Origin of the sequence: Aeromicrobium sp. YIM 150415 (assembly GCF_016918125.1) — a bacterium.
Classification (GTDB): Bacteria; Actinomycetota; Actinomycetes; order Propionibacteriales; family Nocardioidaceae; genus Aeromicrobium; species Aeromicrobium piscarium.
Genome location: NZ_JAERWM010000010.1, coordinates 212,754 through 237,174, shown reverse-complemented (window position 1 = coordinate 237,174; position 24,421 = coordinate 212,754). Strand labels below are relative to the sequence as shown.

General features: G+C 68.3%; 27 protein-coding genes and 1 other RNA gene. 23 read left to right on the top strand and 5 right to left on the bottom strand.

Annotated elements, in window-relative coordinates; genetic code table 11:
* Positions 1-104 precede the first annotated feature (104 nt).
* Positions 105-1,460 carry an SLC13 family permease gene (locus JL108_RS06865; protein WP_205196354.1) on the bottom strand — a complete coding sequence of 452 codons (1,356 nt, stop codon included), beginning with the start codon at positions 1,458-1,460 and terminating at the stop codon, positions 105-107.
* Between the two features lie 129 nt (positions 1,461-1,589).
* Here JL108_RS06865 and JL108_RS06860 point away from each other — a divergent pair, with 129 nt between their 5' ends.
* From JL108_RS06860 to JL108_RS06810, 11 genes are all read left to right on the top strand, one after another.
* A complete protein-coding gene (locus JL108_RS06860; protein ID WP_205196353.1) occupies positions 1,590-2,207 on the top strand; it encodes a FadR/GntR family transcriptional regulator in 618 nt (205 codons plus the stop codon).
* A 106-nt stretch (positions 2,208-2,313) separates the two neighbouring features.
* The gene (locus tag JL108_RS06855) at positions 2,314-3,081 is read left to right on the top strand and encodes a sulfite exporter TauE/SafE family protein (protein ID WP_205196352.1); all 768 of its coding nucleotides are present in this window, start codon (positions 2,314-2,316) and stop codon (positions 3,079-3,081) included.
* Positions 3,082-3,221: 140 nt separating this feature from the next.
* A complete protein-coding gene (locus JL108_RS06850) occupies positions 3,222-4,385 on the top strand; it encodes an ATPase, T2SS/T4P/T4SS family (protein ID WP_307837140.1) in 1,164 nt (387 codons plus the stop codon).
* Entirely contained in the window at positions 4,373-5,185 is an 813-nt protein-coding gene (locus JL108_RS06845) for a type II secretion system F family protein (protein ID WP_205196351.1), read from the top strand. The genes JL108_RS06850 and JL108_RS06845 overlap by 13 nt, the downstream gene beginning before the upstream one ends.
* Complete coding sequence (locus tag JL108_RS06840; RefSeq protein ID WP_205196350.1) at positions 5,182-6,081, top strand: type II secretion system F family protein; 900 nt, start codon at positions 5,182-5,184, stop codon at positions 6,079-6,081. The genes JL108_RS06845 and JL108_RS06840 overlap by 4 nt, the downstream gene beginning before the upstream one ends.
* Positions 6,082-6,098: 17 nt before the next feature.
* Positions 6,099-6,266, top strand: a complete 168-nt coding sequence (locus tag JL108_RS06835) for a hypothetical protein (protein WP_205196349.1) — start codon at positions 6,099-6,101, stop codon at positions 6,264-6,266.
* Entirely contained in the window at positions 6,263-6,640 is a 378-nt protein-coding gene (locus JL108_RS06830; RefSeq protein WP_205196348.1) for a TadE/TadG family type IV pilus assembly protein, read from the top strand. The genes JL108_RS06835 and JL108_RS06830 overlap by 4 nt, the downstream gene beginning before the upstream one ends.
* Positions 6,637-7,053, top strand: coding sequence for a hypothetical protein (locus JL108_RS06825; protein WP_143914358.1), 417 nt, complete (start codon positions 6,637-6,639; stop codon positions 7,051-7,053). The genes JL108_RS06830 and JL108_RS06825 overlap by 4 nt, the downstream gene beginning before the upstream one ends.
* Complete coding sequence (locus JL108_RS06820) at positions 7,050-7,457, top strand: pilus assembly protein TadG-related protein (RefSeq protein WP_205196347.1); 408 nt, start codon at positions 7,050-7,052, stop codon at positions 7,455-7,457. The genes JL108_RS06825 and JL108_RS06820 overlap by 4 nt, the downstream gene beginning before the upstream one ends.
* A gap of 55 nt (positions 7,458-7,512) precedes the next feature.
* On the top strand, positions 7,513-8,625 hold the full coding sequence (gene prfB / locus JL108_RS06815; RefSeq protein ID WP_205197613.1) for a peptide chain release factor 2: 1,113 nt from the start codon (positions 7,513-7,515) through the stop codon (positions 8,623-8,625).
* 230 nt (positions 8,626-8,855) lie between these two features.
* Positions 8,856-9,419 carry a protein-L-isoaspartate O-methyltransferase gene (locus JL108_RS06810; protein ID WP_205197612.1) on the top strand — a complete coding sequence of 188 codons (564 nt, stop codon included), beginning with the start codon at positions 8,856-8,858 and terminating at the stop codon, positions 9,417-9,419.
* Positions 9,420-9,422: 3 nt separating this feature from the next.
* Here the strand turns inward: JL108_RS06810 and JL108_RS06805 are convergent, their stop codons facing one another.
* On the bottom strand, positions 9,423-10,082 hold the full coding sequence (locus JL108_RS06805; protein WP_307837213.1) for a response regulator transcription factor: 660 nt from the start codon (positions 10,080-10,082) through the stop codon (positions 9,423-9,425).
* A complete protein-coding gene (locus tag JL108_RS20185; protein ID WP_307837212.1) occupies positions 10,079-10,945 on the bottom strand; it encodes a histidine kinase in 867 nt (288 codons plus the stop codon). Before JL108_RS20185 ends, JL108_RS06805 begins: the two co-directional genes overlap by 4 nt.
* Positions 10,946-11,078: 133 nt before the next feature.
* On the opposite strand from JL108_RS20185, the gene JL108_RS06800 reads away from it, so the two are divergent.
* From JL108_RS06800 to JL108_RS06750, 11 genes are all read left to right on the top strand, one after another.
* Positions 11,079-11,789 (top strand): ABC transporter ATP-binding protein, encoded by a 711-nt coding sequence (locus JL108_RS06800; protein WP_205197610.1) that lies wholly within the window; start codon positions 11,079-11,081, stop codon positions 11,787-11,789.
* On the top strand, positions 11,786-12,553 hold the full coding sequence (locus JL108_RS06795) for a hypothetical protein (RefSeq protein WP_205197609.1): 768 nt from the start codon (positions 11,786-11,788) through the stop codon (positions 12,551-12,553). The genes JL108_RS06800 and JL108_RS06795 overlap by 4 nt, the downstream gene beginning before the upstream one ends.
* Before the next feature lie 79 nt (positions 12,554-12,632).
* Positions 12,633-13,328: a hypothetical protein gene (locus tag JL108_RS06790; protein WP_205197608.1), complete on the top strand. Its 696-nt coding sequence runs from the start codon at positions 12,633-12,635 to the stop codon at positions 13,326-13,328.
* A 118-nt stretch (positions 13,329-13,446) separates the two neighbouring features.
* Entirely contained in the window at positions 13,447-14,136 is a 690-nt protein-coding gene (gene ftsE / locus JL108_RS06785) for a cell division ATP-binding protein FtsE (RefSeq protein WP_143914367.1), read from the top strand.
* A 5-nt stretch (positions 14,137-14,141) separates the two neighbouring features.
* Positions 14,142-15,056, top strand: a complete 915-nt coding sequence (ftsX, locus tag JL108_RS06780; protein ID WP_143914368.1) for a permease-like cell division protein FtsX — start codon at positions 14,142-14,144, stop codon at positions 15,054-15,056.
* Between the two features lie 139 nt (positions 15,057-15,195).
* Positions 15,196-16,524, top strand: a complete 1,329-nt coding sequence (locus tag JL108_RS06775) for a M23 family metallopeptidase (RefSeq protein ID WP_205197607.1) — start codon at positions 15,196-15,198, stop codon at positions 16,522-16,524.
* Between the two features lie 321 nt (positions 16,525-16,845).
* Entirely contained in the window at positions 16,846-17,319 is a 474-nt protein-coding gene (smpB, locus tag JL108_RS06770) for an SsrA-binding protein SmpB (protein WP_087624363.1), read from the top strand.
* Complete coding sequence (locus JL108_RS06765) at positions 17,319-18,191, top strand: amidohydrolase family protein (RefSeq protein WP_205197606.1); 873 nt, start codon at positions 17,319-17,321, stop codon at positions 18,189-18,191. The genes smpB and JL108_RS06765 overlap by 1 nt, the downstream gene beginning before the upstream one ends.
* The gene (locus tag JL108_RS06760; RefSeq protein ID WP_205197605.1) at positions 18,188-19,564 is read left to right on the top strand and encodes an MFS transporter; all 1,377 of its coding nucleotides are present in this window, start codon (positions 18,188-18,190) and stop codon (positions 19,562-19,564) included. Before JL108_RS06765 ends, JL108_RS06760 begins: the two co-directional genes overlap by 4 nt.
* 61 nt (positions 19,565-19,625) lie before the next feature.
* Positions 19,626-19,998: a transfer-messenger RNA gene (gene ssrA / locus JL108_RS06755) on the top strand.
* Positions 19,999-20,316: 318 nt separating this feature from the next.
* Complete coding sequence (locus tag JL108_RS06750; protein WP_205197604.1) at positions 20,317-20,823, top strand: virulence RhuM family protein; 507 nt, start codon at positions 20,317-20,319, stop codon at positions 20,821-20,823.
* Between the two features lie 73 nt (positions 20,824-20,896).
* On the opposite strand, the gene JL108_RS19810 is transcribed toward JL108_RS06750, so the two are convergent.
* Together JL108_RS19810 and JL108_RS06740 are read right to left on the bottom strand one after the other, a co-directional pair.
* The gene (locus JL108_RS19810) at positions 20,897-22,093 is read right to left on the bottom strand and encodes an alpha/beta hydrolase (protein WP_205197603.1); all 1,197 of its coding nucleotides are present in this window, start codon (positions 22,091-22,093) and stop codon (positions 20,897-20,899) included.
* 58 nt (positions 22,094-22,151) lie between these two features.
* A complete protein-coding gene (locus tag JL108_RS06740; protein ID WP_205197602.1) occupies positions 22,152-22,769 on the bottom strand; it encodes a vitamin K epoxide reductase family protein in 618 nt (205 codons plus the stop codon).
* A 137-nt stretch (positions 22,770-22,906) separates the two neighbouring features.
* Here JL108_RS06740 and JL108_RS06735 point away from each other — a divergent pair, with 137 nt between their 5' ends.
* Complete coding sequence (locus JL108_RS06735; RefSeq protein ID WP_205197601.1) at positions 22,907-24,388, top strand: NAD(P)/FAD-dependent oxidoreductase; 1,482 nt, start codon at positions 22,907-22,909, stop codon at positions 24,386-24,388.
* Positions 24,389-24,421: the final 33 nt, after the last annotated feature.

Here is a 24,421-nt window from a genome sequence, read left to right as displayed (position 1 = left end):
CGCCGGGTGCCGTCCGGCCAGGTGAGTGCGTTGATGCGCTCACGATCTCCCCCGGACGTGGCACCCGGCCATGCGTTGGTTGTGAGTCGGCTGTGAAGCTCCTCCTAGGCTGTGGGCAGCACGAGAACGGCCCAGGCGACCGCAGGTGCGACGACGACGATCGACATGCCCCACTGCATGAGGCGCTTGAACACCATGTCGCGATCGCGCGGCTCGGCATTGGCGACCACGAGTGCGCCATTGGTGGAGAAAGGGCTGCAGTCGACGACCGAGCTCGCGATGCCGAGCGCGGCGATCAGAGCGATCGCGTTGACCTGATCGGTGAGCAGGAAGGGCACGGCCAAGGGGATGAGAGCACCGATGATGCCGGTGGTCGAGGCGAAGGCCGAGACGACGGCACCGATGAGGCAGATGAGCAGTGCGGCGACCAGCGGGCTGCCGACATCGGCCACACGGTCGCCGAGCCAGTCGACCACGCCCTGGTTCTGCAGCAGCGTGACATAGGTGACGATGCCGCCGATCAGCAGCACGGTGCCCCAGCTGATCTTCTCGACGGCGCCCTTGGCGGACTTCGGATAGACCAGGGTCAGGACGACCGCGATGGTCAGCGCGGTGAAGCCGACATCGAGGTCGAAGCCGAGGGCGCCCACCATGAGTGCGACGAGGCCGAGGAGCGTGACGATCCGCTGCGGGTTGAGCCGGAAGTCGACCTCGACCGACTCGTCGGAGGAGACGCTGCGGCCGGCTTCGACCGCCGAGTGCGGTGTGCCCGACGGGCCGGGACGCGTCGCCTCGTGACTCGCGGCCTCCGCCTCGGCGCCCATCGCGTTGACCGTGGCCTGTTCACGGCCCCGGGAGATGAGTTCGCGCCCGCCGAAGGCCAGATAGGTGATCACGGCGATCAGCGTCGCGGCGAGGAAGGTCGCGACGAACAGGAAGGCGGGGCTGCCGGGGAGGCCGTTGGAGTCGACCACGCCGTTGGTGATGGAGCCGAAGATGCCGATGGGGGAGAAGCTGCCGGCGGTAGCGCCCTGGACGACCATCATGCCCATCATGACCGGATGGATCTCGTAGCGGAGCGCGAAGCCCATCGCCACGGGGGCCACGATGGCGACTGCTGCGGGGCTCACGGCGCCGATCGCGGTGACGAGTGCGCAGACGGTGAACATGGCCCAGGGGACGAGCGCCACCCTCCCTCCGACCGCGCGTACGGCACCGTGCACGAGCCAGTCCACGGTGCCGTTGTTCTTGGCCAGCGCGAACAGATAGGTGACGCCGACGAGGATCACGAAGAGGTCAGCGGGGAAACCGGCCAATACGTCATCGGTCGTGGAGCCGTAGACGCTGAGGCCGACGACGAAAGAGGCAACGAGCGCCAAGGCGCCCATGTTGACGCCGCGGATGGTCGCGACCAGGAAGACGATGGCGAGAACCGTCAACGCGATGAGTGCGTGAGACATGGGACTTCTCTCAGAGGGTTGGGATCAGATCGGGTTCGTGTGACCGGTGTCATACGGCGAACGGCGTCTACTATGACAAGTGGCTAGGCCACTTGGCAACTCGGCCACTGAAGTATCTATGATGGAGCCGTGGCAAAGAACCCCGTCAACCGTCTCTCGCCGGTCCGTCGCGAACGCCTGTACGAGAGCCTGGCGGCCCATATCTCGGACTTCATCGAGGCTCAGGGGCTGGTCGGCGGCGACCGTCTTCCTCCGGAGCGTCAGTTGGCTCAGGAGCTCGGCGTCAGCCGTGCGACGGTCTCGCAGGCGCTCGCGGCGCTGGAGACCCGAGGTCGCGTCGAGGTCCGCCACGGGGTGGGTGCGATGGTGCGTGACCCTGCCCCGGCCAGCCCCGACGCGGGGAGCGGGGTGCGGCTCGAGGGCCGTCCGGTCCGTGAAGTCGTGGTCGCGCGGGAGGCGATTCTAGCTGGAATGGCAAGATCAGCTGCCGTGAACCCGCAGTCCTCTCTACGGTTGGCGATGCTGGCCGATGACGGGCGGCCGCGGTCCTTCGAGCACACCATGCGGAGTATCCGCAAGCTCGCCGATGCGCCGCTGTTGGCCGATCTGGACGACATGATGAGCGAGCAGGCGCCCGCGCCGCAGGCGTCTCCGGACTTGCTGCGCGCCCTCGATGCCGTCGCCGAGGCGATCATCGCCGGCGACCCCACTGCCGCAGCCGTGGCATGCCAGGGCATGCTCGACTGAGCTCTCGATGCCGAGCGTCCGACTCGTCGTGCCGGTGCGGGGGTTGTCGAGAACAGCCTGAGGGTGGTTCAGTGGCCTAGCCAATAGGATGTGTGAGGAGGGTGCGATGGGTGCCGCCGAGATCGCGCTCGTTCTCGCGGCCGGGTTCGGTGCCGGAATCCTCAGCTCATCGGTCGGGGTCGCGTCGCTGCTGAGCTTCCCGATCCTGCTCGCGGTCGGACTTCCCCCGGTGGTCGCCAATACGACCAACACGGTGGGCCTGATCCCGGCTGGCGCCGGCGGGGTCATCGGATACCGCGAGGAACTGCGCCAGGTGCGTGGCCTGGCGGTGCGGGTGGTCGTCCTGACCGGGCTCGCGGGGAGTATCGGTGCCGCGCTGCTGCTCGGTCTGCCGTCCAGCGTCTTCGAGTGGGTGGCGCCATGGCTGATCCTCGGCACCTGTCTATTGGTGGGAGTGCAGCCGCGGATCTCGCGCTGGCTCGCGGCACGCCATCCCGAGGGAGAGAACCGGCCCGCTCGAGTCCGGCTCTCTCCGCTGACCACCGTGTTCGTCGTGCTCACGGGTGTCTACGGCGGCTACTTCGGCGCCGGGGCCGGCGTCATGATGATCGCCGTCCTCGCGATCGGGCTGGACATCGACTTGCGGATCATCGGTGCTCTGCGGACGACATCGGTCATGGCCTCGAATGTGGTCGCGGGAGCGGTCTTCGTGGTGGTGGCCGATATCGACTGGGCGGTGGTGGCATTGCTGGCCGTCGGCTCGATCTTCGGCGGGTACGCGGGTGCGCGGATCGCGCGCCGAATGCCAGCACCGCTGCTGCGAGCCGGGGTGGTGGCGGCGGGCATCGTCGCCGCCATCACGCTCTGGACCTGAGCTCCTCCGGTCTCCCCCCGCCGGCGCGAAGCGGTGAGCGTCGAGGTTGTCCACATTCTGGCGGTGGGGTCTTCCCGAAGCGGACCATCTCGTGCAAGATCGGCCACGAGGGTCCGTTTCTCATCGGGGGTGAAGGGGCCGTGGATCAGGCTTTGGCGCAACAGGTGCGTCGTCTCGTGCGCGAGCGGCGTATCGATCCGGCCGATGACATCGAGGCGGTGCGTGCGGCGGCTGCCGATGTGGTGGCGGAGCACGAGGCCCGGAGTCTCACCGGTGCCGTTCGTTCGCTGGACGACCCCGACGTGGTGGTCGGGCAGCTGGTGGCCGATGCGGCCGGTTTCGGCCCGCTGCAGCGGTTCTTCGATGACGACGACGTCGAGGAGATCTGGATCAACGAACCGGATCGCGTCTTCATCGCTCGCGACGGCCGACACGAGTTGACATCGGTCCGGCTCACCGCCGAGCGTGTGCGGGAGCTGGTCGAGCGGATGCTCTCGAGCACCGGGCGCCGGCTCGATCTGAGTCAGCCTTTCGTCGACGCGATGTTGCCCGGCGGGCATCGTCTGCACGTCGCCTTGAGCGGCATTGCGCGCGACTTCACCGCCGTCAACATCCGCAAGTTCGTCACCAAGGCATCCTCACTCGAAGACCTCATCTCGCTCGGCACGATCGACACCGAGCTCGCCGCGCTGCTGCGCGAGGCGGTCCTGGACGGCAACAACATCGTCGTCTCCGGCGGCACCCAAGCCGGCAAGACCACCCTGGTGAACTGTCTGGCCGGCACGATCCCGGGAAGCCAGCGACTGATCTCGGTGGAAGAGGTCTTCGAACTGCGCTGCGCTCACCCGGACTGGGTGGCGCTGCAGACGCGCCAGGCCGGCCTCGAGGGCACCGGGGAGATCACGCTGCGCACCCTGGTCAAAGAGGCTCTGCGGATGCGGCCGAGCCGGATCATCGTGGGCGAGGTGCGCGCCGCGGAGGCCCTCGACCTGCTGCTGGCGCTCAACGCCGGCCTGCCGGGCATGGCCACCGTCCACGCCAGCTCCGCGCTGCAGGCGCTGACCAAGCTGTGCACGCTGCCGTTGCTCGCCGGTGAGAACATCTCCGCGCGGTTCGTGGTGCCCACCGTCGCCTCGTGCGTGGATCTCGTGGTCCACACCGCCATCGCCGCGGACGGTCGCCGAGCCGTGCGCGAGGTCATCCGTGTCACCGGCCGGATCGAGGGAGACGTGATCGAGACCGAGACGGTGTACGACGCGATGGCGGGCCGACGAACACGCGAGGAGCCGGCATGGGTGCACTGATCGGCTTCACCGCCGGGATCGGGCTGTTGCTCATCCTCACGGCGAGCGACCCCGGGGCGGCCACCCGGCGGCGATCGCGTTCCCGACGAGTGCCCTGGACCTGGCTCGGCGTGGGGACGTTGCTCGGGCTGATCAGCGGGCTGCTGGTCACGGCGATCACCGGTGTCCTGGTGATCGGTGCGATAGCCGGTCTCGCCGCCGCGGTGTTGCCGGTGACGATCGTCCACGGCGTGGAGCGGCGCCGGCGCCGCGAGCAGGCTCAGGCCTGGCCGGACGCGGTGGACCAGCTGGCATCAGCGGTGCGCGCGGGCATGTCGCTTCCTGAGTCGGTCATCAGCCTGGCCGAGCACGGTCCCGAACCGCTGCGCGAACCGTTCGCGGCCTTCGCCCGCGACTATCAGTCCTCCGGCCGCTTCGTGGAGAGCCTCGAGTTGCTCAAGGGCCGTTTGGCGGACCCGACGGGTGATCGTGTCGTCGAGGCGCTCCGACTCGCCCGCGAGGTCGGTGGGGGAGACCTCGGACGAATGCTCCGCTCACTCGCGGGATATATCCGCGATGATCAGCGCACTCGGGGAGAGCTGGAGGCGCGTCAATCGTGGACCGTCTCCGGTGCCAGGTTGGCCGTCGCCGCTCCATGGCTGGTCCTCGTGTTCATGAGCGGCCAGCGCGAGGTGATCGGGCGGTTCGGGGAGCCGATGGGCGTCGCCGTGCTCGTCGGTGGCGCGTTCAGCTGTCTGGTGGCCTACCGATTGATGCTGCGCGCCGGCCGGCTCCCCTTGGAAGACCGGGTGCTCGCATGATCGGCGCGGTCATCGGCCTGCTGCTCAGCATGGGGCTCGTCCTGGTGGTCGTGGCGTGGCGCGAGAACCGTCGTCCGGCGCTGATGGCACGTGTCGGGCCCTATGTGCGCGATCTACGGGTGCACGATCCTGCGGTGGAGTCCCTCGGTCCTCGACTGACGTCGATCTGGCGCGCGAGCACGACCGCGGTGGGCGAGATCGTCGGCAGCGGGGCGAGCGTCTCCAGGAGGCTCGTGCGTGCGGGGGATCGGGGTGATCTCGAGGACTTCCGTATGCGGCAGGCCCAGTGGGGGTTGGCCGGCTTCGGCGTGGCCTTCGCCGTCGCGCTGGCGGCGTCCGCGCGCGGGGCGACCCTGGCGCCGCTGCTCGTGCTCTGCCTCGCCGGCGGCCTGGCTGGAGTCTTCGGCTGCGATCAACGACTGACCGCCCAGGTCCGGGACCGAGAGCAACGGCTCGTGCGGGAGTTCCCCGTCGCGGCTGATCTGCTCGCCCTGGCCGTCGCGGCGGGGGAGAGCCCACGGGCCGCGGTCGAACGGGTCGGCGCGCGGCTGCGCGGTCCACTCGGAGACGAGTTCGCGCGACTCCTCGCCGACATACGTTCGGGCACGCCGGTACCGGAGGCCTTCACCGCGCTCGGGCGCCGGACGGGGGTTCCGAGCATCGCGCGATTCGCCGAGGCGATGGCCGTCGCGGTAGAACGCGGCACACCGCTGGTGGACGTGCTGCATGCGCAGTCCGCCGATGTCCGCGATGCCGGGCGACGCGCGCTCGTGGAGTCCGCGGGCCGGCGGGAGATCACGATGATGATCCCGGTCGTCTTCCTCGTCCTGCCCGTCACCGTGATCTTCGCCTTCTACCCCGGGTGGGTCAGCCTCACCCTGACATCCGGTTTCTGACCCCGAAGAGAGGAAGAATGATGCTGCGACGATGGATCGACCGGCCCCGCGATGAGCAGGGGGACGTGCCCGGCTGGGTCATGGTCACGATCATGACCGCGGGCTTGGTGGCGGCGCTGACGGCGATCGCCGGGCCGCGGCTCAGTGCGATGCTCGACAGCGCTCTGAGCGCCGTCGGGGGATGACGCGTGAGCGCGGTGCCGCGGTGCCGGAGTTCGTCCTGGCGCTCGCATTGGTACTGCCGATCGCGATCGGCATCGTCCAGCTCGCCTTGGTCGCGCATGTGCGCTCGACGTTGACCGCGGCAGCCACCGAAGGAGCTCGTGCCGGGGCGCCGCTCGGAGCCAGTGTCGCCGATGCCGAGCAGAGTGCGCGACGTCTCGCCGACACGACGCTGGCGGCGCGCTTCGCCGAGGACATCGCTGCGACTCGCACCACGCTCGACGGGCTCCCCGTCGTCGAGGTCACGATGCACGCGGAAGTCCCGCCGCTCGGCGTGGCCGGCCCGGGTGTCCCGGTCACGGTGACCGGTCACGCCGTCATCCAGGGAGAGCCGTGACGGAGCGGGGGAGCGCGACCATCGAGCTGACCTGGCTCGTGGTGCTGTTGTTGGTCCCCTTCGTCTATGCCGTCGTGGCGGTCTTCGACACCCAGCGGACGGCGTATGCCGCCTCCACTGCGAGTGCTGCGGCGACGCGAGCGTTCGTCCAGGCGCCTGACGAGTCGACCGCCCACCAGCTGGCTCATCGCGCGGCGGATCTGACCTGGCGAGACTTCGGGGTCGACGTGCGGCCGGAGATCGAACTGCGCTGTGTTCCGGCGTGCTTCGAGCCGGGTGGGCGCGTCGAGGTGGTCGTGACGACGCGGCAGCCGCTGCCCTTGGTTCCCGATGCCTGGGGGAGCTCGCTCGCCGGTATCGACATCAGCTCGACCCACACCGAACCGTTCGGCACCTATCGCGGGGCACCATGAGGCGCGATGAGGGCAACACCACGGTCCTGGCCATCGGCCTGCTGCTGGTGCTCGGTCTGCTGACCGTCGTGGTCGTCAACGCCTCGGCCGCGTTCCTGGAACGGCGCGATCTGATGAACCTCGCTGACAGGGCGGCGCTCACCGCGGCCGATGGGCTGGCGCGTGATCAGCTGTATCTCGGTGGGGATGCCGGATCCACGATCGTTCTCGATCTGCGTGAGGCATCGGCATTGACGCGATCGGTGGTCCCCTTCGACACCGGAGTGGACGTGGTGGTGCAGGGCGACATGGTGACCGTCCGTCTCGATCGCCGCTATGTGCTCCCTCTCCGCCCACCGGGATGGAACGGAGAGGTGGACATCGCCGCCGAATCGACGGCGCAGTTACGCTTCGCCGGTCCGTGACCTTCCGAAGCCACGTGAGTGGCTGCGGGTTCACGCCAGGCGATAACCTGCCAGGGTGGCTCTTCCTGATCTGTCCGAACGTCTGAAGCATCTCGACGCGACCATGGCGTCGATCGAGAAGGTGCTCGATCTCGATGCGATCCGCGCCGAGATCGCCGAACTGCAGGAGCAGGTCGGCGCGCCGGACCTGTGGGACGACCAGGCCAATGCACAACGAGTCACCGGGCGGTTGTCCGTCCTCCAGGCCGAACTCGAGCGCACCACCTCCCTGCGGCAGCGGCTCGAGGACGTGGAGGTGCTCCTCGAACTCGCGGCCGAGGAGGGGGATGCCGATTCGCGTGCGGAGGCGGAGGCGGAGATCAACCGACTTGCCAGCGCGATCGAGAGCCTTGAGGTGCGCACCCTGCTCTCCGGTGAGTTCGACGAGCGCGAGGCTCTCGTGACGATCCGGTCCGGTGCCGGTGGTGTCGACGCCGCCGACTTCGCGGAGATGTTGCAGCGCATGTACGTGCGCTGGGCCGAGCGCCACGACTATCCGGTCGAGATCTATGACACCTCCTATGCCGAAGAGGCGGGGCTCAAGTCCACGACCTTCGCCATCAAGGCGCCTTATGCCTACGGCACGCTGTCGGTCGAGGCCGGCACGCATCGCCTCGTGCGCATCTCCCCGTTCGACAATCAGGGCCGCCGGCAGACCTCGTTCGCGGCGGTCGAGGTCGTGCCGGTGCTGGAGGCCACCGACGACATCGACATCCCCGATGAGGAGATCCGCGTCGACGTCTACCGTTCCAGCGGTCCGGGCGGGCAGAGCGTCAACACGACCGACTCCGCGGTCCGCCTCACCCATATCCCCACCGGCGTGGTGGTGAGCTGCCAGAACGAGAAGTCGCAGCTGCAGAACAAGGCCAGCGCGATGGTCATCTTGAAGGCCAAGCTGCTCGCGCTCAAGAAGGCCGAGGAGCGTGCCCAGCTCGATGAGCTGCGCGGCGACGTCGCCGCTTCGTGGGGCGACCAGATGCGCAACTATGTGCTCAACCCGTATCAGATGGTCAAGGATCTGCGTACCGAGCACGAGACCGGTAACACCCAGGCCGTGCTCGACGGCGAGATCGACGACTTCGTCGAGTCCGGCATTCGCTGGCGTCGCGGCCAGCAGACCAACGCCTGACCCTCCGAGTCCAGCTTTTGGCCGGTTGTGGCCCGTTTTGCCTCGGCGAGACGGGCCACAACCGGCCACATCCAGCGGGTCTCATGCCAGGAGTCCGGATGTCGAGATCGTCTCGGTATCCGGGCGGCTGGGGATCTGCCCTCGATATGTGGCCGCCTATGGCCCGTCCGGGGGCCGCAGACCGGGCCACAAGCGGCCACATCTGATCCGCGGGCGCGTAGGCTCGCGACATGGAGGACTCGGCTATCGACCGGGTGTTCGCCGAGGTCGATCGGGCGGACTTCCTGCCACCTGACCGGCGCGATGACGCCGGCCGTGACGAACCCATCGCCATCGGTCAGGGGCAGACCAACTCCCAGCCCTACACCGTGCGGGTGATGCTGGAGCTTCTGGATGTCCGCCCCGGTCACCGCGTGCTCGATGTCGGCAGCGGATCGGGATGGACCACCGCGCTGCTCGGATGTCTCGCCGGACCCGATGGGCTCGTCGTCGGTGTCGAGCTCGAACCGGAGCTGGTCCGCTTCGGCTCGGAGAACCTCGTCCGATACGCCATGGAGTGGACGAGCATCCGCCAGCCCGAGGCCGGGGTGCTCGGCGCACCCGACCTGGCCCCCTACGACCGCATCCTCGTCTCCGCCACCGCGCGCGAGCTGCCGTCCACCCTCGTGGGCCAACTGGCCGAGGACGGCGTGATGGTGGTACCCGTCGGCGCGGACATGCTCCGGGTGAGGCGTCGTGAGGGCGACGTCGACGTCACCCGCCACGGCACGTTCAGCTTCGTGCCGCTGCGCTGACGCTCAGCCCCCGGCGAGCCCGTGCTCGTAGGCCGCGATCACCAGTTGCGCGCGGTCCCGTGCGCCGAGCTTGGACAACAGGCTGCCGATATGGGTCTTGACCGTCTTGATCGAGATCGTCAGCTCGGCGGCGATCTCGTCATTGGACAGGCCGCGTGCCACGAGGGTGAGCACCTCGGTCTCGCGCGTGGTCACGGCCGGCAGGTCTCGCTGGATGCTCGCTGCCGGCCGGTCGAGGTAGTGGCCGACGATCCGCGCGAGGATCGCCGGCGCGAACAGCGACTCCCCGTCGTGGGTCCGGCGGATCGCATCGACGAGCTGAGCCGGTCCGGAGTCCTTCAGCACGAAGCCGCTCGCACCGGCGCGCAATGCTCCGCTGACGTACTCGTCCAGCTCGAACATGCTCAGCACCAGCACCCGCGTCCCGTCCAGATCGGGGTCGGCCCGGATTCGCCGTGTCGCCTCGATCCCGTCGACACCGGGCATTCGCAGGTCCATCAGGACGACATCGGGCCGCGACGTCCTCGCCTCGACCACGGCTTCCTCGCCCGTCGCCGCCTCGCCGACCACGGCGAGGTCGTCCGCGCCGTCGACGATCAGGCGCAGGCTGTGCCGCAGCAGGGCCTGATCGTCGACGACGAGCACCCGTACCGACGCGGTCACGATGTCCGCCCGGGACTGTCGGGGATCCGCGCCGTGACGAGAAAGCCCCCGCCGTCCTCCCGTGCAATCAGCAGCCCGCCGAGAGCCGCGACCCGTTCGCGCAGTCCGGTGAGCCCGTGCCCGGCCCCTCGGTGCGGCACCCATCCCGCGGCGGGCCCCTCGTCGCACACGGTCGCGACGATGTCGGCACCCTCGCGGCGCACTTCGACGGTCGCGGTCGTCGGCCCCGCGTGCCGGGCACTGTTGGCGAGAGCCTCACGCACCACGGCGCATAGCGCTATTTGGACGCCGGCCGATACGCGGCCCACATCCGTCGGTTCCAGCTGCGCCCGGACACCCGATGCCCGTGCCCCCTCGATCAGCTCGGGTAAGTCGGCCAGGGTGGCCGCGGGGCGCAACGGCGCCACATCGCCGGGGGAGCGGAGCACCGCCAGCATCCGCCGGAGCTCGGTCGTCGCTTCGTGTCCCGCCTGCTCGATATCGGCCAATGCCCGCGCCCGTTCGTGTTCGCCCTCCGGCCCCTCGAGTCCGCGCGCGGAGGCCGCACGCACGGTCATCAGGCCGAGGCCGTGGGACGCGAGATCGTGCAGGTCACGGGCGATGCGCAGCCGCTCGGCCGCGGCCGCCCGCTCGTGTGCCCACGCGGTCAGCCGGTCCTCATAGGCCCGGCGCTGGCGACGAGTCGCGATGAGGGCCCATGCCAGGACGACCGCGGAGGCGGCGAATGCCACCAGCGCCACCGTTACGGCACCCGCCCTGCTGTCCACACCGACCAGGAGCAGGCCGGCGGTCAGCAAGCCCAAGGTGCCGAGGGCGGCCGGCCAGGCCCGCGAGCGCCAGGTCGGCCGGTCGGCGGAGTCCACGCGCCTGATTCTAGGTCGCGCACCGACCCCTGACATCGGACCTGGGTCCGAGAGACCGTGGTCCGACGCCCCGCCACCAGGTCCGGTCGTCGGACCGATGACGGTACGGGTCCCGACGCGCTGGGATGGAGAGATGCTGCAGATCGAGCACCTCGTCAAACGCCACGGAGCGCGCACCGTCCTGGATCGCGTCGACCTCGAAGCCCGTCCGGGGCGGGTGACCGCGTTCCTCGGCCCCAATGGCGCCGGCAAGTCGTCCACCCTGCGCGTCCTTCTGGGCCTCGATCGTCCCGACGGCGGCCGGGCGCTCGTCGCGGGCCGGCCCTATCGGGAGCTGGCCGATCCGGCCCGCGTGATCGGGGCGATGCTCGACGGCTCCGGCGCCCATCGCTCGCGTCGGGCACGCCACCACCTCGCGTGGATCGCGCGTGCCGGAGGCATCGACCCGCGCCGCGTCGACGAGGTGCTCGAGCAGGTCGGGCTCGCCGACGCCGCACGGACGCGTGTGGGCCGTTTCTCGCTCGGCATGGGTCAACGCCTCGGTCTGGCGGCGGCGCTGCTCGGTGAGCCCGAGGCGCTCGTGCTCGACGAGCCCGTGAACGGTCTGGACCCGGAGGGAATCCGCTGGATCCGCGGCCTGTTGCGCGGACACGCCGACGACGGTGGGACGGTGCTGCTGTCCAGCCACCTGATGAGCGAGGTCGCGGGCATCGCCGACGATCTGGTGGTGATCGCCGGTGGCCGGGTCGTCGCCTGGGGCCCCCTCGCCGACGTGACGCGAGGCTACGAGAACCTGGAGGACGCCTTCTTCGCGCTCACCGGTGGATCGGAGGGAATGCGATGATCCGTGCGCTCCGGGCCGAGCTCCACAAGGCCGTGACCCTGCCCGCGACCTTGGTGGGCTGCGGCGTCATGGTGCTGAGCATGGTGGCCCTCACCGTGCTGAACGCGCTCTCGGCGCGTGGTGACGACGCCACCGACTCTGCCTTCGATGTCGCGTTCTACGGTGCACCGCTCGGCGTGGTCGGGTCGGTGGTCGTCGCGGTCGTCCTGGTCGGCAGCGAGTACACGGCCAACAGCCCTGACGCGGGCGGCGGCCGGCAGATACCGACGACGCTCATCGCGATCGGCTCGCGGACGCGGCTGCTCGTCGCCAAGGCGGTCGCGATGGTGGTCGTCGTCGTGCCATCGGCCGCGATCGCGATCGGGGTCTGCCTCGGTGTCGCCGCCGCGCTGTTGGGCGATTCCGCCGGCCCGCCTGTCGCCTTCGACGAGGGGCTGCGCCGCGCGGGCGCCGTAGTCGTCTACTGGCTCCTCATCTCGATCATGGCTCTCGCGGTCACCGTCCTGACGCGCAACGGCGTCATCCCGCTGGTCTTCTTCATCGTCAACAGCGCTGTACTGCCGCCGTCCTTCTTGCTGAGCCGCGTCACCGATCTCGCCTTCTGGCTGCCCGACACGTCCGGCTTCCGCCTCCTGAGCTACGGCATCGGACAGTCGATCGACGATGCCCAGCTGGCGATGGTGCCGGGAACGTTAGTGATGACGGCCTGGGCGCTCGGCCTGCTCGCCGTCGCCGGCATCGTAATGAACCGGCGGGACGCATGAGCGAGCGCAGCGAGCGACCGATGAATGGTCTCTCATGCCGCCTTCGGCCTAGTGTGTTTTTCTTTCAGGCGGTGGCGGCATGAGGGCGGTCGGTGCGGAAGTGGTCAAGCTGCGGACTCTGCCGGCCGCGGTCTGGACACTCCTCATCACCCTCGGCGCCGTCGCCTTGCTCGCGGCGGCGTTCGCGGCGACGCCCGATGCGAGCTCCTCGGCGGTGGACATCACCACGCAGACGGTGCGCTTCGCGCAGGTCGGCGTGCTGGTGATGGGGATCTGGCCGGTGGCGCAGGAGTACGCCGGCCGTCAGCGGTGCACGACACTGCTCGCCGTCCCGCGGCGCGGGACCCTGGTTCTGGCCAAGGTCGCCGTCGCGGCCGGCGCGTCGCTGATCACCGCTGCGACGAGTCTGGCCGCCGGGCTGGTCGCCGGCGTCGCGACGGGCGCGGAGCTGCGGATCGGGACCGACGAGGCACAGTCATTGGGTGGCGCGGTCCTCTATCTCGTGCTCATCGGTCTGCTCGGACACGGCCTCGCGCTCATCGCCCGATCCCTCGCCCCGGCGCTAGTCGCCGGCCTCATGCTCGTGCTGCTCATCCCGCCGCTGCTCCAGCAGGTGACCGAGCACGCGCGATGGCTGCCGAGCAGCGCCGGCGAGCTGCTATTCGAGTTCTCCGACCGCGTGCTCGGGCCCGTCGGTGGGGGAGCGGTCCTGCTCGCCTGGGTCGTCGTGGTGACGGCGGCCGGGGCGTTACAGCTGATCCGTCGAGACGCGTGATCGGGAGTCCCTCGACGACGCGGCACCGCGCGAGACGGTCGTCACATCGAGCCCGCGGACGCCACGGACGTTCCGCGCCTGCGTCGTTTTCTCAGGTCGTCCACCTACACTCGGTCGGGTGATTCGCTTCGACAAGGTCAGCAAGACCTATCCCGGGCAGAAGCGCGCGGCCCTCGACGGCATCGACCTCGAGGTCAGCAAGGGCGAGTTCGTCTTCCTCGTCGGCGCCTCCGGATCGGGCAAGTCCACCTTCTTGCGACTGATCCTGCGCGAGACGCGTCCCAGCACCGGACACGTCTACGTCGCCGGCAAGGAGATCGACAAGCTCTCGTCGTGGAAGGTCCCCAAGCTCCGCCGCGAGGTCGGCACGGTCTTCCAGGACTTCCGGCTGCTGCCGAACAAGTCCGTCACCGAGAATGTCGCCTTCGCGCTGCAGGTGATCGGCAAGCCGCGCGCTGAGATCGACCAGCTCGTCCCCGAGACGCTCGAGATGGTGGGCCTGGAGGGCAAGGGCCACCGGATGCCGGAGGAGCTCTCCGGCGGCGAGCAGCAGCGCGTCGCGATCGCACGCGCCTTCGTCAACCGGCCGAAGATCCTCATCGCCGATGAGCCGACCGGCAACCTCGATCCGACCACGAGCGTCGGCATCATGAAGCTGCTGGACCGCATCAACCGCACCGACACCACCGTGATCATGGCCACGCACGACTCCTCGATCGTCGACCAGATGCGCAAGCGCGTCATCGAGCTCGACGAGGGTCGCCTCGTCCGCGACGAGGCACGCGGCATCTACGGCTACCAGAACTGAGAACCATGCGAGCGATCCTTTCCGAACTGCGCGCGAGTCTGACCCGCAACGCGTCCATGACGATCTCGCTGATCGTCACCATGTCCGTCTCTTTGCTCCTGGCATCGCTGGGCCTGCTGATCCAGGCCCAGGCCGATCGCACCGAGCAGTACTTCGGCGATCGCCTGCAGTTGCAGGTGAACCTCTGCACGCAGAACTCACCGGCGGCCACCTGCGTCAACGGCGTGGCCACCGAGGAGCAGCAGCAGGCGGTGCAGGACGCCCTCGATTCCAATCCCGAGGTGCGCAGCTTCGAGGTGCGCAGCCCCGAGCAGAACTACGAGCAGGCCCGTGAGCTCCTCGGGCAGACCGAGACCGGCCAGCGTCAGCTGGAGACCCTCGGACCCGACTCGTTCCCCGAGTCCTACTACGTCACGCTCACCGATCCGCAGGACTTCGACGGCGTCGTGAGCCAGGTGTCCGGCATGGACGGCGTGGGCAATGTCAACTCGCTGCGTGAGCTCCTCGGCCCGCTGTTCGAGATGCTCGACAAGCTGCAGTGGGCCTCGCTGGGCACCGCACTGCTGCTGATCATCGCGGCGATCCTGCAGGTCTCCAACACGATCCGCATGACCGCCTTCGCCCGCCGTCGCGAGATCGGCATCATGCGTCTCGTGGGTGCCTCCAGCTGGCACATTCAGTTGCCCTTCGTGCTGGAATCGCTGGTGGCCGCGCTCGTCTCGGCCGCGCTGGCCGCAAGCGGGATGGCGGCTTTCATGTACTTCGTGGTCTACGGCTATCTGCGCGACACCCTCGGCACGATCACGACCTGGGTCCGATGGCAGGACGCCTTCGTGGTCATGGGCTGGACCACCGCCTTGTCCATCCTGCTGGCGCTCATCCCGACCCTGGTGATGACGCGCAAGTACCTCAACGTCTGACCGCAGGTCTCAATCTCGGGTAGAGAGTTTCCGCGCGCCCCTGGACGTCAGGGGGTGGTGATGACGTAGAGTCACACCAGTCACACGAGTTCGATTCCGTCCCGCGAGGGACCTTCCCCGGATCGAGGATGTTCAGACGATGCTTGCGACTGCTCGCAAACCGTTGCTCGCGGCGGTGCTGGTGCTCGGCCTTCTGGTCGGGTTCACGGCGCCGTCGGCTTTCGCCGACTCCAAGGACGATGTCCGTCGTCAACAGGGTCAGAACGATCAGAAGCGCCAGCAGGCGCAGGCCGCCCTCGAGCACTCCACCCAGCGTTACCAAGATGCCAGTTCGGCGTTGAACGCCGCGAGTGCTCGTCTCGCCGAGGCTGAGGGCGTGCTCAGCACCACCCGCGGTGAGCTCGCGGTCGCCCAGGCACGCGATGCCGAGCTGCGTGAGCAGCTGGCCAAGGCCGAAGCCGATCTCGAGGCCGCCGAGGCGCGCGTCGATAAGGCGGAGAAGGACTTGGCGGCGTCGGAGTCCGAGGTCGAGCAGTTCGCCGTCGACAGCGTCATGGAGGGCGATCGCGGTCTGCGCGCCTTCAGTGAGCTGTTACAGGGCGAGGACCCCAATACCTTCTCCAACCGCGTCCAAGCCAATGACTCGGTCGGCGATGCGCAGATCGGCAAGATGCAGGAGCTCGATGCTTCGCGCGTCATGCTCGAACTCGAGCGGCAGCGCGTGGAGGAGCTGCGTGACCAGGTCGCCGCGCAGAAGAAGGAAGCTGAGGCCAATGTCGCGCGGATGCAGGAGCTGACCGCTGCGGCCGAGGCGCAGGCGGCCGAGGTCGCCGAACTCGTCGACACGCGTCGCTCGGCTGAGCGTGAGGCGGCTTCGGCCAAGGCCGAGGACGAGCAGCTGGCGGCGGCACTGGAGTCCGAGCGCGCGTCCTTGGAACGTCAGATGCAGGCGATCGTGGCCGAGGAGCTGCGCAAGCAGCGCGAACGCGAAGCGGCCCAGAACCAAGGTGGCGGCGGAGGAGGCGGCGGCAACCCCGGTGGGGGCGGCGGCGGAGGCGGCGGCGGTGGTGGCAACACCCTGAGCCACCCGGTCAGCGGGCCGATCACCTCGCCCTATGGCATGCGCCGTCATCCGGTCACGGGTGTGTACAAGCTGCACGACGGCACCGACTTCGGCGTCGGCTGCGGCACGCCGATCCGCGCTGCCGCATCCGGCACGGTCATCCAGTCCTACTTCAACGGCGCCTACGGCAACCGTGTCATCGTCAACCACGGCGTCATGCGTGGTGTCAGCGTCATCACGACCTACAACCACATGAACTCCCCGTCGCCGATCGGCGTCGGCTCGCAGGTGCAGCGCGGCCAGGTCATCGGCTACGTCGGCACGACCGGTTACTCGACCGGTTGCCACCTGCACTTCATGGTGCTGCAGAACGGTCAGACCGTGAACCCGATGGGCTGGCTCTGATCCATCGCCTCACCCCGGCGCGGTGAGCAGTCAACCACGGTTCCTGGGTGACAGCGGTTGATGACGCACCGTTTCGAGGCTGAGGCGGATCGCGGTAAGTGGTCAACCACGTCGTGACCGTTGATGGTGGTTCATGCACCGCGATCATGCCGAGACACCAGGCGGTGACTCATCAACCAGGTGAACCGGCTCCCGGTGGTTGACCGCTCACCGCCCTCGGGTGGGGGTAGGTAGCGAGCGATCCAGGCCCCATGCTCGCCGCCGAGGTCTTCGTGGTGAGGCGGGCTTCGCGGCCTGGGCCTCTCTGAGAGAATGGTGGGTATGGCCAAGGAGACCGGTCGCAAGCTGATCGCGCAGAACAAGAAGGCACGTCACGACTACCACATCGAGGACACCTTCGAAGCGGGCTTGGTGCTGACCGGAACCGAGGTCAAGTCGCTGCGGGCCGGTCGTGCGTCGCTGGTCGACGGGTTCGGTGACATCGAGAACGGCGAGGCCTGGCTGCTGCAGGTGCATATCCCGCAGTACGACAACGGCACCTGGACCAACCATGAGACGCGCCGCCGGCGCAAGATGCTGCTGCACCGTTCCGAGATCGACAAGATCGAGCAGCGCACCCAGGCCAAGGGCCTGACCCTCGTGCCGCTCTCGCTGTACTTCAAGGACGGCCGGGCCAAGGTCGAGATCGCGCTGGCCCGAGGCAAGAAGGAGTACGACAAGCGCCAGGCGATCGCCGAGCGCCAGGCGAAGCGCGATGTGGAGCGGGAGTTCGGGCGCAAGTTCAAGGGCATGTGATGCGCGACGAGGACGTTGCGGCGTATCTCGACGCTCTCGGGCTGCCGGGCATCGTCGATGTGCACGTGCACTTCATGGCGCCTCAGGTGCTGAAGAAGGTCTGGGCCTATTTCGACGCGGCCGGGCCTTTACTGGGTCGCCCGTGGCCGATCACCTATCGGTGGAGCGATGAGGAGCGGGTGGAACGTCTCCGCTCGATGCGGGTCAAGGCCTTCGGCGCTCTGTCGTACGCCCACAAAGCGGGCGTCGCGGAGTTCATGAACGACTGGAACCGAGACTTCGCGCGACAGGTGCCCGACAGCCTGTGGTCGGGCACCTTCTACCCCGAGCCCGAGGCGGCCGGCTATGTGCCCGAGCTGATCGAGGCGGGGGTACGCGTGTTCAAGGCCCATCTGCAGGTCGGTGAGTTCGCGGCCGACGATCCGCTCCTGGACCCGGTGTGGACGGAGCTGGAGGCGTCGGGAACTCCGATCGTGCTGCACGCCGGATCTGGACCCGCGCCCGGGCCTCATACGGGACCGGCGGGAGTGGCAGCCGTGCTCGAGCGATATCCCCGGCTGAAGCTGATCATCGCTCACCTCGGCATGCCGGAGGTCCACGAGTTCCTGGACCTCGCGGAGCGGTACGACGAGATTCGTCTCGACACCACGATGACCTTCGTCGACTTCTTCACCGACCGGCAGATCCCCGACGGAGTGGTCCCACGGCTCGACGCGCTCCGTGACCGGATCCTGTTCGGCACCGATTTCCCGAACATCCCCTACGCCTACGCCCACCAGATCGAGGCACTCGATCGTCTCGGCCTCGGCGATGACTGGATGCGGGCAGTGCTCTGGGGTAACGGCGCCGATCTCTTCGATATCGACCCATGAGGCTCGCATCGGCCCAGGGCCGGTGGCTCGTCGCCGCGATGGTCCTCGGCTCGGGCATCGTCTTCCTCGACGGTTCGATCGTCTCGCTCGCACTGCCGGCGATCGACCGCGAGCTGGACGCGGGCGTAGCGGGGCTCCAGTGGGTGGTCAACGGCTACACGCTGATGCTCGCCGGACTCATCCTGGTCGGCGGGTCGTTGGGTGACAGCTGGGGCAGGCGCCGGGTGTTCGTGGTCGGCACCATGCTGTTCGCGACGGCGTCCGTGCTGTGCGCTCTGGCGTGGTCGGCCGACGTCCTGGTGCTCGCGCGAGCGCTGCAGGGCATCGGCGGGGCGCTGCTGACGCCGGGGAGCCTCGCGATCATCACCGCCTCGATCCATCCCGACGACCGGGGAAAGGCGATCGGCCTGTGGTCTGGGCTGTCGGGCGTGACGACCGCGATCGGACCGCTGCTCGGCGGATGGCTCGTGGACGCGGTCGGCTGGCGCTCGGTCTTCTGGGTCAACGTACCGCTGGCGGTCGTGGTCGTCGCGATCACTCTGCGCCACGTCCCGGAGTCACGCGGCGGCGTCTCACGGTTGGATCTCGCCGGTGCGGCGTTGACGATCGTCAGTCTCTCGGCGCTGACTTTCGGGTTCGTCGACCAGAACTGGTGGCTCGTCGGTGTCGGCGTGATCGTCCTCATGGTCTTCGTCTGGCACCAGGTGCGGGCGCCCGCACCGCTCGTGCCGATGACGCTGTTCGCCGACCGTGTCTTCGCGGCCGCCAATCTGTCCACCTTCGCGATCTATGCGGCGTTGAGCGGCTCGATGTTCCTGCTCGTGCTGCACCTGCAGTATGTCGCCGGCTACACACCGCTGCGGGCGGGGCTGGCGACCCTCCCGGTGACGATCCTCATGCTGTTGTTCTCAGCCACCGCCGGTGAGATCGGCTCGCGGATCGGTCCGCGGCTGCCGATGACCGTCGGCCCGCTGGTGGCGGCATGCGGGCTCTTGCTCTATCTGCGGATCGGCCGCGATGCTGACCTGCTGACAGAGGTGCTTCCGGGCACTGTCGTGTTCGGCGTAGGCTTGACGACTCTCGTCGCCCCACTGACGACCGCGGTTCTCGCCTCGGCACCGCCGGATCAGACGGGCATCGCTTCTGGCATCAATAACGCGGTCTCGCGCACCGCAGGCCTGCTGGCGGTGGCCGCGATCCCACCGCTCGTGGGGATCGCCGGCCCGGACTTCGCCCGCCCGGAGGTCTTCGCCCCGGGCTTCCGGGCGGGGATCGTGGTGTGCGCGGGACTGCTCGTCGCCGGTGCGATGGTCTCGGCCGCACTCGTACGGACACCGGGACGCGCGGACCGAGTCCAGCCGGGTGAGGAATAGTCGGCGCACGCCGTGGGTTGTAGACTAGGAGAGCCGGTTCGCCGGTGTTGATAACTCAAGAGGGGCTGATCGGTTTCGACTGTGGTCGTTCGACCTAGGAGAAGCGGGTAGAGAAGGCAACGTCATCTCTTAAACGATCGTTGCAAACCAATAAGTGCCGATTCCAAGCGCACTGACTTCGCCCTCGCTGCCTGACAGCGATTGGTGAAGGGCAGACCCGGGAGCGTCCCCGTTCCGGATCGTCTGTCTCATCAAGGGGACTTGCTGATCACTGCCTGCCGTAGGCGGTGATCGGGACTCAAGTACGGCTGAGCCCGTCGGTGACGTGTTTGTCCGAGCACCGGGGCTGAGAAAACGACTACCGACAAACTGCACCCGGAGAAGACCTAGCTCAGCGCCAGAGGACCCGGGTTCGATTCCCGGCAGCTCCACGATGGGACACAGCGCCCCACTTCCTCGTGAGGTGGGGTGCTGTGCTGTGTCCGGGGTGCTGTGTCCCATCGTGAATCAGGCAGAGTGAATCGAGTGGGCCCACGGCGAGCTCTGCGAGCCGGGGATCCCGGCAGCTCCACGGCATTACCCGGCACCCCACCTCCTTGCGAGGTGGGGTGCCGTGCTGTGTCCGGGGTGCCGGGTAATGCCGTGAATCAGGCAGAGTGAATCGCGCCCGACCGCAACATGTCGGTGGCCGGCGATAGGTTGTCCTTGTAGCGACGAAGCACGGCGATCGAGGCACAGAAGGCGAGTGGGTGATGACTGAGCAACCGTCCGGGGAGGTACTGCTCTACCAGCGCGACGACGGCGTGCCGGCGTTGGAGGTGCGGCTCGATGAGGAGACCGTCTGGCTGAATCAACAGCAGATCGCGGACCTCTTCGGGACGTCGCGCGAGAACATCACGATGCATCTGCGCCATGTGTTCGACGAAGGCGAGATCGATCCGGCGGCAACCTGTAAGGATTTCTTACGGGTTCGACAAGAGGGCACACGCACCGTCCAGCGGAAGGTGACCCATTACAACCTCGATGTCATCATCTCGGTCGGCTACCGGGTCAAGAGCAAAGTCGCCACGCAGTTCCGCATCTGGGCGACCGAACGTCTGCGCGACTACCTGGTGCGGGGCTATGCGATCAACGAGCAGCGGCTGGAACAGCTCGGCTCCATCGTGCGGATCCTCGGTCGTTCCAGTGACCAACTGGTGGCCGGAGTCGCCGATGTGCTCGCCGGGTACCTACCGCCCTCACGCTCCTGGTCGCCATGAGCGATCCGCGGGAGAAGGACCTCATGATCGCGCTGCTGATCCGGATGATCGGCGACGGTACTTGACCAGACGCTCAGGCCACGTGGTCGTCGAGCCATTGCACGACGACCGCCTGGATGATGCCCGTGCCCCATGTCGACGTGCCGAGCAGACTCCCGGCGCCGTGGTCCGTGGCGGGGATCGCGGTGTACCGCGTCGTCACCCCCGCTTCGCGGATCCTCGCTACGAAGTCCTCCACCGGTCCCGGAAGGACGAGATGGTCGCGCGTGCCGTGATAGACGAGGGTCGGTGGGGAGTCGGCCGCGACGTGCGAGGCCGGATCGATGGCCGCATAGCGGTCGGGGAACTCATCGGGAGCGCCGCCGATGTAGACCTCGCCCATCAGCCGGCCGAGACCGGTCCGCGCCTCATCACCGGCGAGGTCGACGACGGGATAGCCGCCGATCACCGCGCTCACCTGGGGAAGGTCGTCCGCCGATCCGCATGAGGGTTCGAGATCGCCGGACTGGCTCCGATAGGCGGCGTTGAGCGCGAGATTGCCGCCCGCCGACTCGCCCAGCAGGGCGACCCGGTCGGTGTCGAGCCCGAAGGCCGGCCCCTCGCGTCCCAACCACGAGAGCGCGCAGCCGATATCAGCCGTGGCGAGATCCCAGGTCGGTCGATCCGGCCGCGCCAGCCGGTAGTCGACATCGAGCACCGCGTAGCCGCGATCGGCCAGGTAGCGGTTGAGAGCATTCGGATTGCGGGCACCGCCGTCGAAACCGCCACCATGGATGTAGAGCACGACCGGGGCGTCCTCGTCGCCGGAGGGACGGTACAGGTCGGCGCGGAGAGCCTCGCCATCGGCGCTCCCGACGGTGAGCGTCTCATCGGGACCACCGTGGCCACCGGCGGTCGGGACCAGCGGCGCGAAGGGGCGGAAGCCCGCTCCCTGGTCGATCGAGGTGTAGAGGAGCAGCCCCGAGGTGACGGCTGATGCCAGAAGAGCGAGGCCGGCCACGGCACCCACCGACCTCCGCACGAGGGACCGGCGCGCGCGGAGCGCTCTCCAGGCCAGAAGTGCCGCGACGATCGCCAGCAGCACCACCCACCCGCCGAGCTCGTCGCGTGCCACCGAGATCGAGACGATGCCGTACTGCGACCACGGCGAAGCCAGCAGCGGCTGCAGCCAGGAGGACGGGAGGATCGCCGGCAGCTGACTCAGCGCGATGACGATCGCGAGCACCGTGGCGACGATGAGCGAGGGGAGACGACGGGGTTCAGCGGTCACCGGCTCGACGCTACCCGGCGCCCGAGATCCGCGCCGGTCGCGGAGCTGGGCCGGATGATCAGGCCCAGAGGGTGTCGCCGAAGACGAAGAAGATGGTCGCGGCGAGCGCGATGTACCACAGCGCGATGATCAACCCCGACCAGTTGCGCAGGAAGCGCCCGGGGACGTTGCGGGCGGTGACCAGGACGAAGGTCGGGATCATGACCGCCCAGACCACCATGCACCACGGGCAGAGCTTGCCGATATTGAAGATGCTCTGGTACTGCAACCAGGTCACGAACCCGATGCCGAAGATCACGCCGACCTGCAGGCCTCCCCACACCCAGCCGGGCAGTCGCGTGCCCGAGGCCAGCAGCACGCCCAGTGTGGTGACGACGGCGAATCCGGCGATGCCGATCAACGGGTTGGGGAAACCGAAGGCCGAGGCCTGATCGGAGGCGATGACGCCGCTGCAGCTGACGAAGGCGCTGAGATCGCATCCCAGGCTCAGGTCCTCGCCATCGACCTGGGACTGCAGCAAGGTGATCTTGTCGATCGTGAGGATCGACGACGCCAGCACGCCGATCGCGCCGGCGATCGCCAGGAAGGCGCCGAGTACGCGGTGCCCGCCGGGCCGCGAGGAGCTCTCCACCGCGGCGCCGCCTTCCGGCGTAGTGGGTTCCGTTGCCGTCGTCATGTGCACATCCTAGGCACTGAGGGGTCATCGCGGGCCACATCGAAGGACTTCCCGATACTCTCGGTATCTGTTAACGTGACATTGACGATGTCACATAAGTCCGATGGATCGGACCCCGTGGAGGGAGAACGAGGCACATGAGCACAGACCGCGTGGACGTCCTGATCGTCGGCGCCGGCCTCTCGGGGATCGGAGCCGCCTACCGCCTGCAGCAGATGAGCCCCGGCAAGACCTACGCCATCGTCGAGCAGCGCGAACGGACCGGTGGCACCTGGGACCTGTTCCGGTACCCGGGCGTGCGGTCGGACTCCGACATGTACACGCTCAGCTACCCGTTCCGTCCGTGGACCAATGAGAAGGCGATCGCCGACGGCGGTGACATCCGCCAGTACATCGCCGACACCGCGCGCGAGAACGGCATCGACCGGCACATCCGTTTCGGGCGCCGGGTGCTGACCGCCGACTGGTCCAGCGAGGACGCCACCTGGACGGTCACCTCGCGCCTGTCCGACGGCACCACCGAGACCACCGAGGCCTCGTTCCTCTACCTCTGCAGCGGGTACTACAGCTACGACGAGGGCTACACCCCGGACTTCCCCGGCCTCGAGAACTACGAGGGTGAGGTCGTCCACCCGCAGTTTTGGCCCGAAGATCTCGACTACACGAACAAGAATGTCGTCATCATCGGCTCGGGTGCCACGGCGATCACGTTGCTCCCGTCGATGGCGCGCGATGCCGCCAAGGTGACGATGCTGCAGCGATCGCCCACCTACATCCTCTCGCAGCCGGGTAAGGACCCGGTGGCGAATATCGCTCGCCGGGTGCTGCCGAAGAGCATCGTGCACCAGGCGACGCGGCTGAGGTACGCCGTGATGACCGTGGGCTTCTACGTCTTCTGCCGGGCCTTCCCGGCGCTGGCGCGCAAGATCCTGCTCGGCCTTGCCCAGCGTCAGGCGCCCAGCGTCGATCCGGTCAGCCTCACCCCGCGTTACAAGCCCTGGGACCAGCGGCTCTGCGTGGTGCCCGGCGGGGACCTGTGGCGGGTCGTGCGTGAAGGCAAGGGAGAGATCGTCACCGACCACATCGAGGAGTTCACGCCCAAGGGCATCGCCCTGGCCTCCGGCGAGCATCTCGATGCCGATGTCGTCGTCACCGCGACCGGTCTGCAGCTGGTCGCGATGGGCTCGATCGACATCTCGGTCGACGGGCGTGCCATCGACCCGCACGATGTCTACACCTACAAGGGCCTGATGTTCAGCGGCCTGCCGAATCTGGCCTGGTGCGTCGGATACACGAACGCCTCGTGGACGCTGCGCGCCGATCTGACGTGGAAATACGTCGCACGCTTTCTCAACCACCTCGACGCGAACGGCTACGCCTACGGCATGCCCAACCCCGAGGGCGAGAGCGGACCTTCGGCGCCGATCCTCGACCTCGATTCCGGCTACATCCAGCGCGTCGCCGACAAGCTCCCGCAGGCCGGCTCCCGTAAGCCGTGGAAGATCCGGCAGAACTGGTTCCTGGACGCGTGGGACGCGCGGACCACCGATCTCGACGAGGAGATGGTCTGGGTGAGCCGGCGCGAGCTGCCGGCCCGCGAGGGAGTCGCCGCGGGCTGATCGGCGGGAGTGATTTCGATACGCTCCGGTCGC

What these genes read in the sequence shown, in the direction of transcription:
- JL108_RS06865 (WP_205196354.1), bottom strand. Translation starts at nt 1,460, where the DNA reads ATGTCTCACGCACTCATCGCGTTGACGGTTCTCGCCATCGTCTTCCTG.
- JL108_RS06855 (WP_205196352.1), top strand. Translation starts at nt 2,314, where the DNA reads ATGGGTGCCGCCGAGATCGCGCTCGTTCTCGCGGCCGGGTTCGGTGCC.
- JL108_RS06845 (WP_205196351.1), top strand. Translation starts at nt 4,373, where the DNA reads ATGGGTGCACTGATCGGCTTCACCGCCGGGATCGGGCTGTTGCTCATC.
- JL108_RS06840 (WP_205196350.1), top strand. Translation starts at nt 5,182, where the DNA reads ATGATCGGCGCGGTCATCGGCCTGCTGCTCAGCATGGGGCTCGTCCTG.
- JL108_RS06835 (WP_205196349.1), top strand. Translation starts at nt 6,099, where the DNA reads ATGATGCTGCGACGATGGATCGACCGGCCCCGCGATGAGCAGGGGGAC.
- JL108_RS06830 (WP_205196348.1), top strand. Translation starts at nt 6,263, where the DNA reads ATGACGCGTGAGCGCGGTGCCGCGGTGCCGGAGTTCGTCCTGGCGCTC.
- JL108_RS06820 (WP_205196347.1), top strand. Translation starts at nt 7,050, where the DNA reads ATGAGGCGCGATGAGGGCAACACCACGGTCCTGGCCATCGGCCTGCTG.
- JL108_RS06810 (WP_205197612.1), top strand. Translation starts at nt 8,856, where the DNA reads ATGGAGGACTCGGCTATCGACCGGGTGTTCGCCGAGGTCGATCGGGCG.
- JL108_RS06800 (WP_205197610.1), top strand. Translation starts at nt 11,079, where the DNA reads ATGCTGCAGATCGAGCACCTCGTCAAACGCCACGGAGCGCGCACCGTC.
- JL108_RS06795 (WP_205197609.1), top strand. Translation starts at nt 11,786, where the DNA reads ATGATCCGTGCGCTCCGGGCCGAGCTCCACAAGGCCGTGACCCTGCCC.
- JL108_RS06790 (WP_205197608.1), top strand. Translation starts at nt 12,633, where the DNA reads ATGAGGGCGGTCGGTGCGGAAGTGGTCAAGCTGCGGACTCTGCCGGCC.
- ftsX (WP_143914368.1), top strand. Translation starts at nt 14,142, where the DNA reads ATGCGAGCGATCCTTTCCGAACTGCGCGCGAGTCTGACCCGCAACGCG.
- JL108_RS06775 (WP_205197607.1), top strand. Translation starts at nt 15,196, where the DNA reads ATGCTTGCGACTGCTCGCAAACCGTTGCTCGCGGCGGTGCTGGTGCTC.
- smpB (WP_087624363.1), top strand. Translation starts at nt 16,846, where the DNA reads ATGGCCAAGGAGACCGGTCGCAAGCTGATCGCGCAGAACAAGAAGGCA.
- JL108_RS06765 (WP_205197606.1), top strand. Translation starts at nt 17,319, where the DNA reads ATGCGCGACGAGGACGTTGCGGCGTATCTCGACGCTCTCGGGCTGCCG.
- JL108_RS06760 (WP_205197605.1), top strand. Translation starts at nt 18,188, where the DNA reads ATGAGGCTCGCATCGGCCCAGGGCCGGTGGCTCGTCGCCGCGATGGTC.
- JL108_RS06750 (WP_205197604.1), top strand. Translation starts at nt 20,317, where the DNA reads ATGACTGAGCAACCGTCCGGGGAGGTACTGCTCTACCAGCGCGACGAC.
- JL108_RS06740 (WP_205197602.1), bottom strand. Translation starts at nt 22,769, where the DNA reads ATGACGACGGCAACGGAACCCACTACGCCGGAAGGCGGCGCCGCGGTG.
- JL108_RS06735 (WP_205197601.1), top strand. Translation starts at nt 22,907, where the DNA reads ATGAGCACAGACCGCGTGGACGTCCTGATCGTCGGCGCCGGCCTCTCG.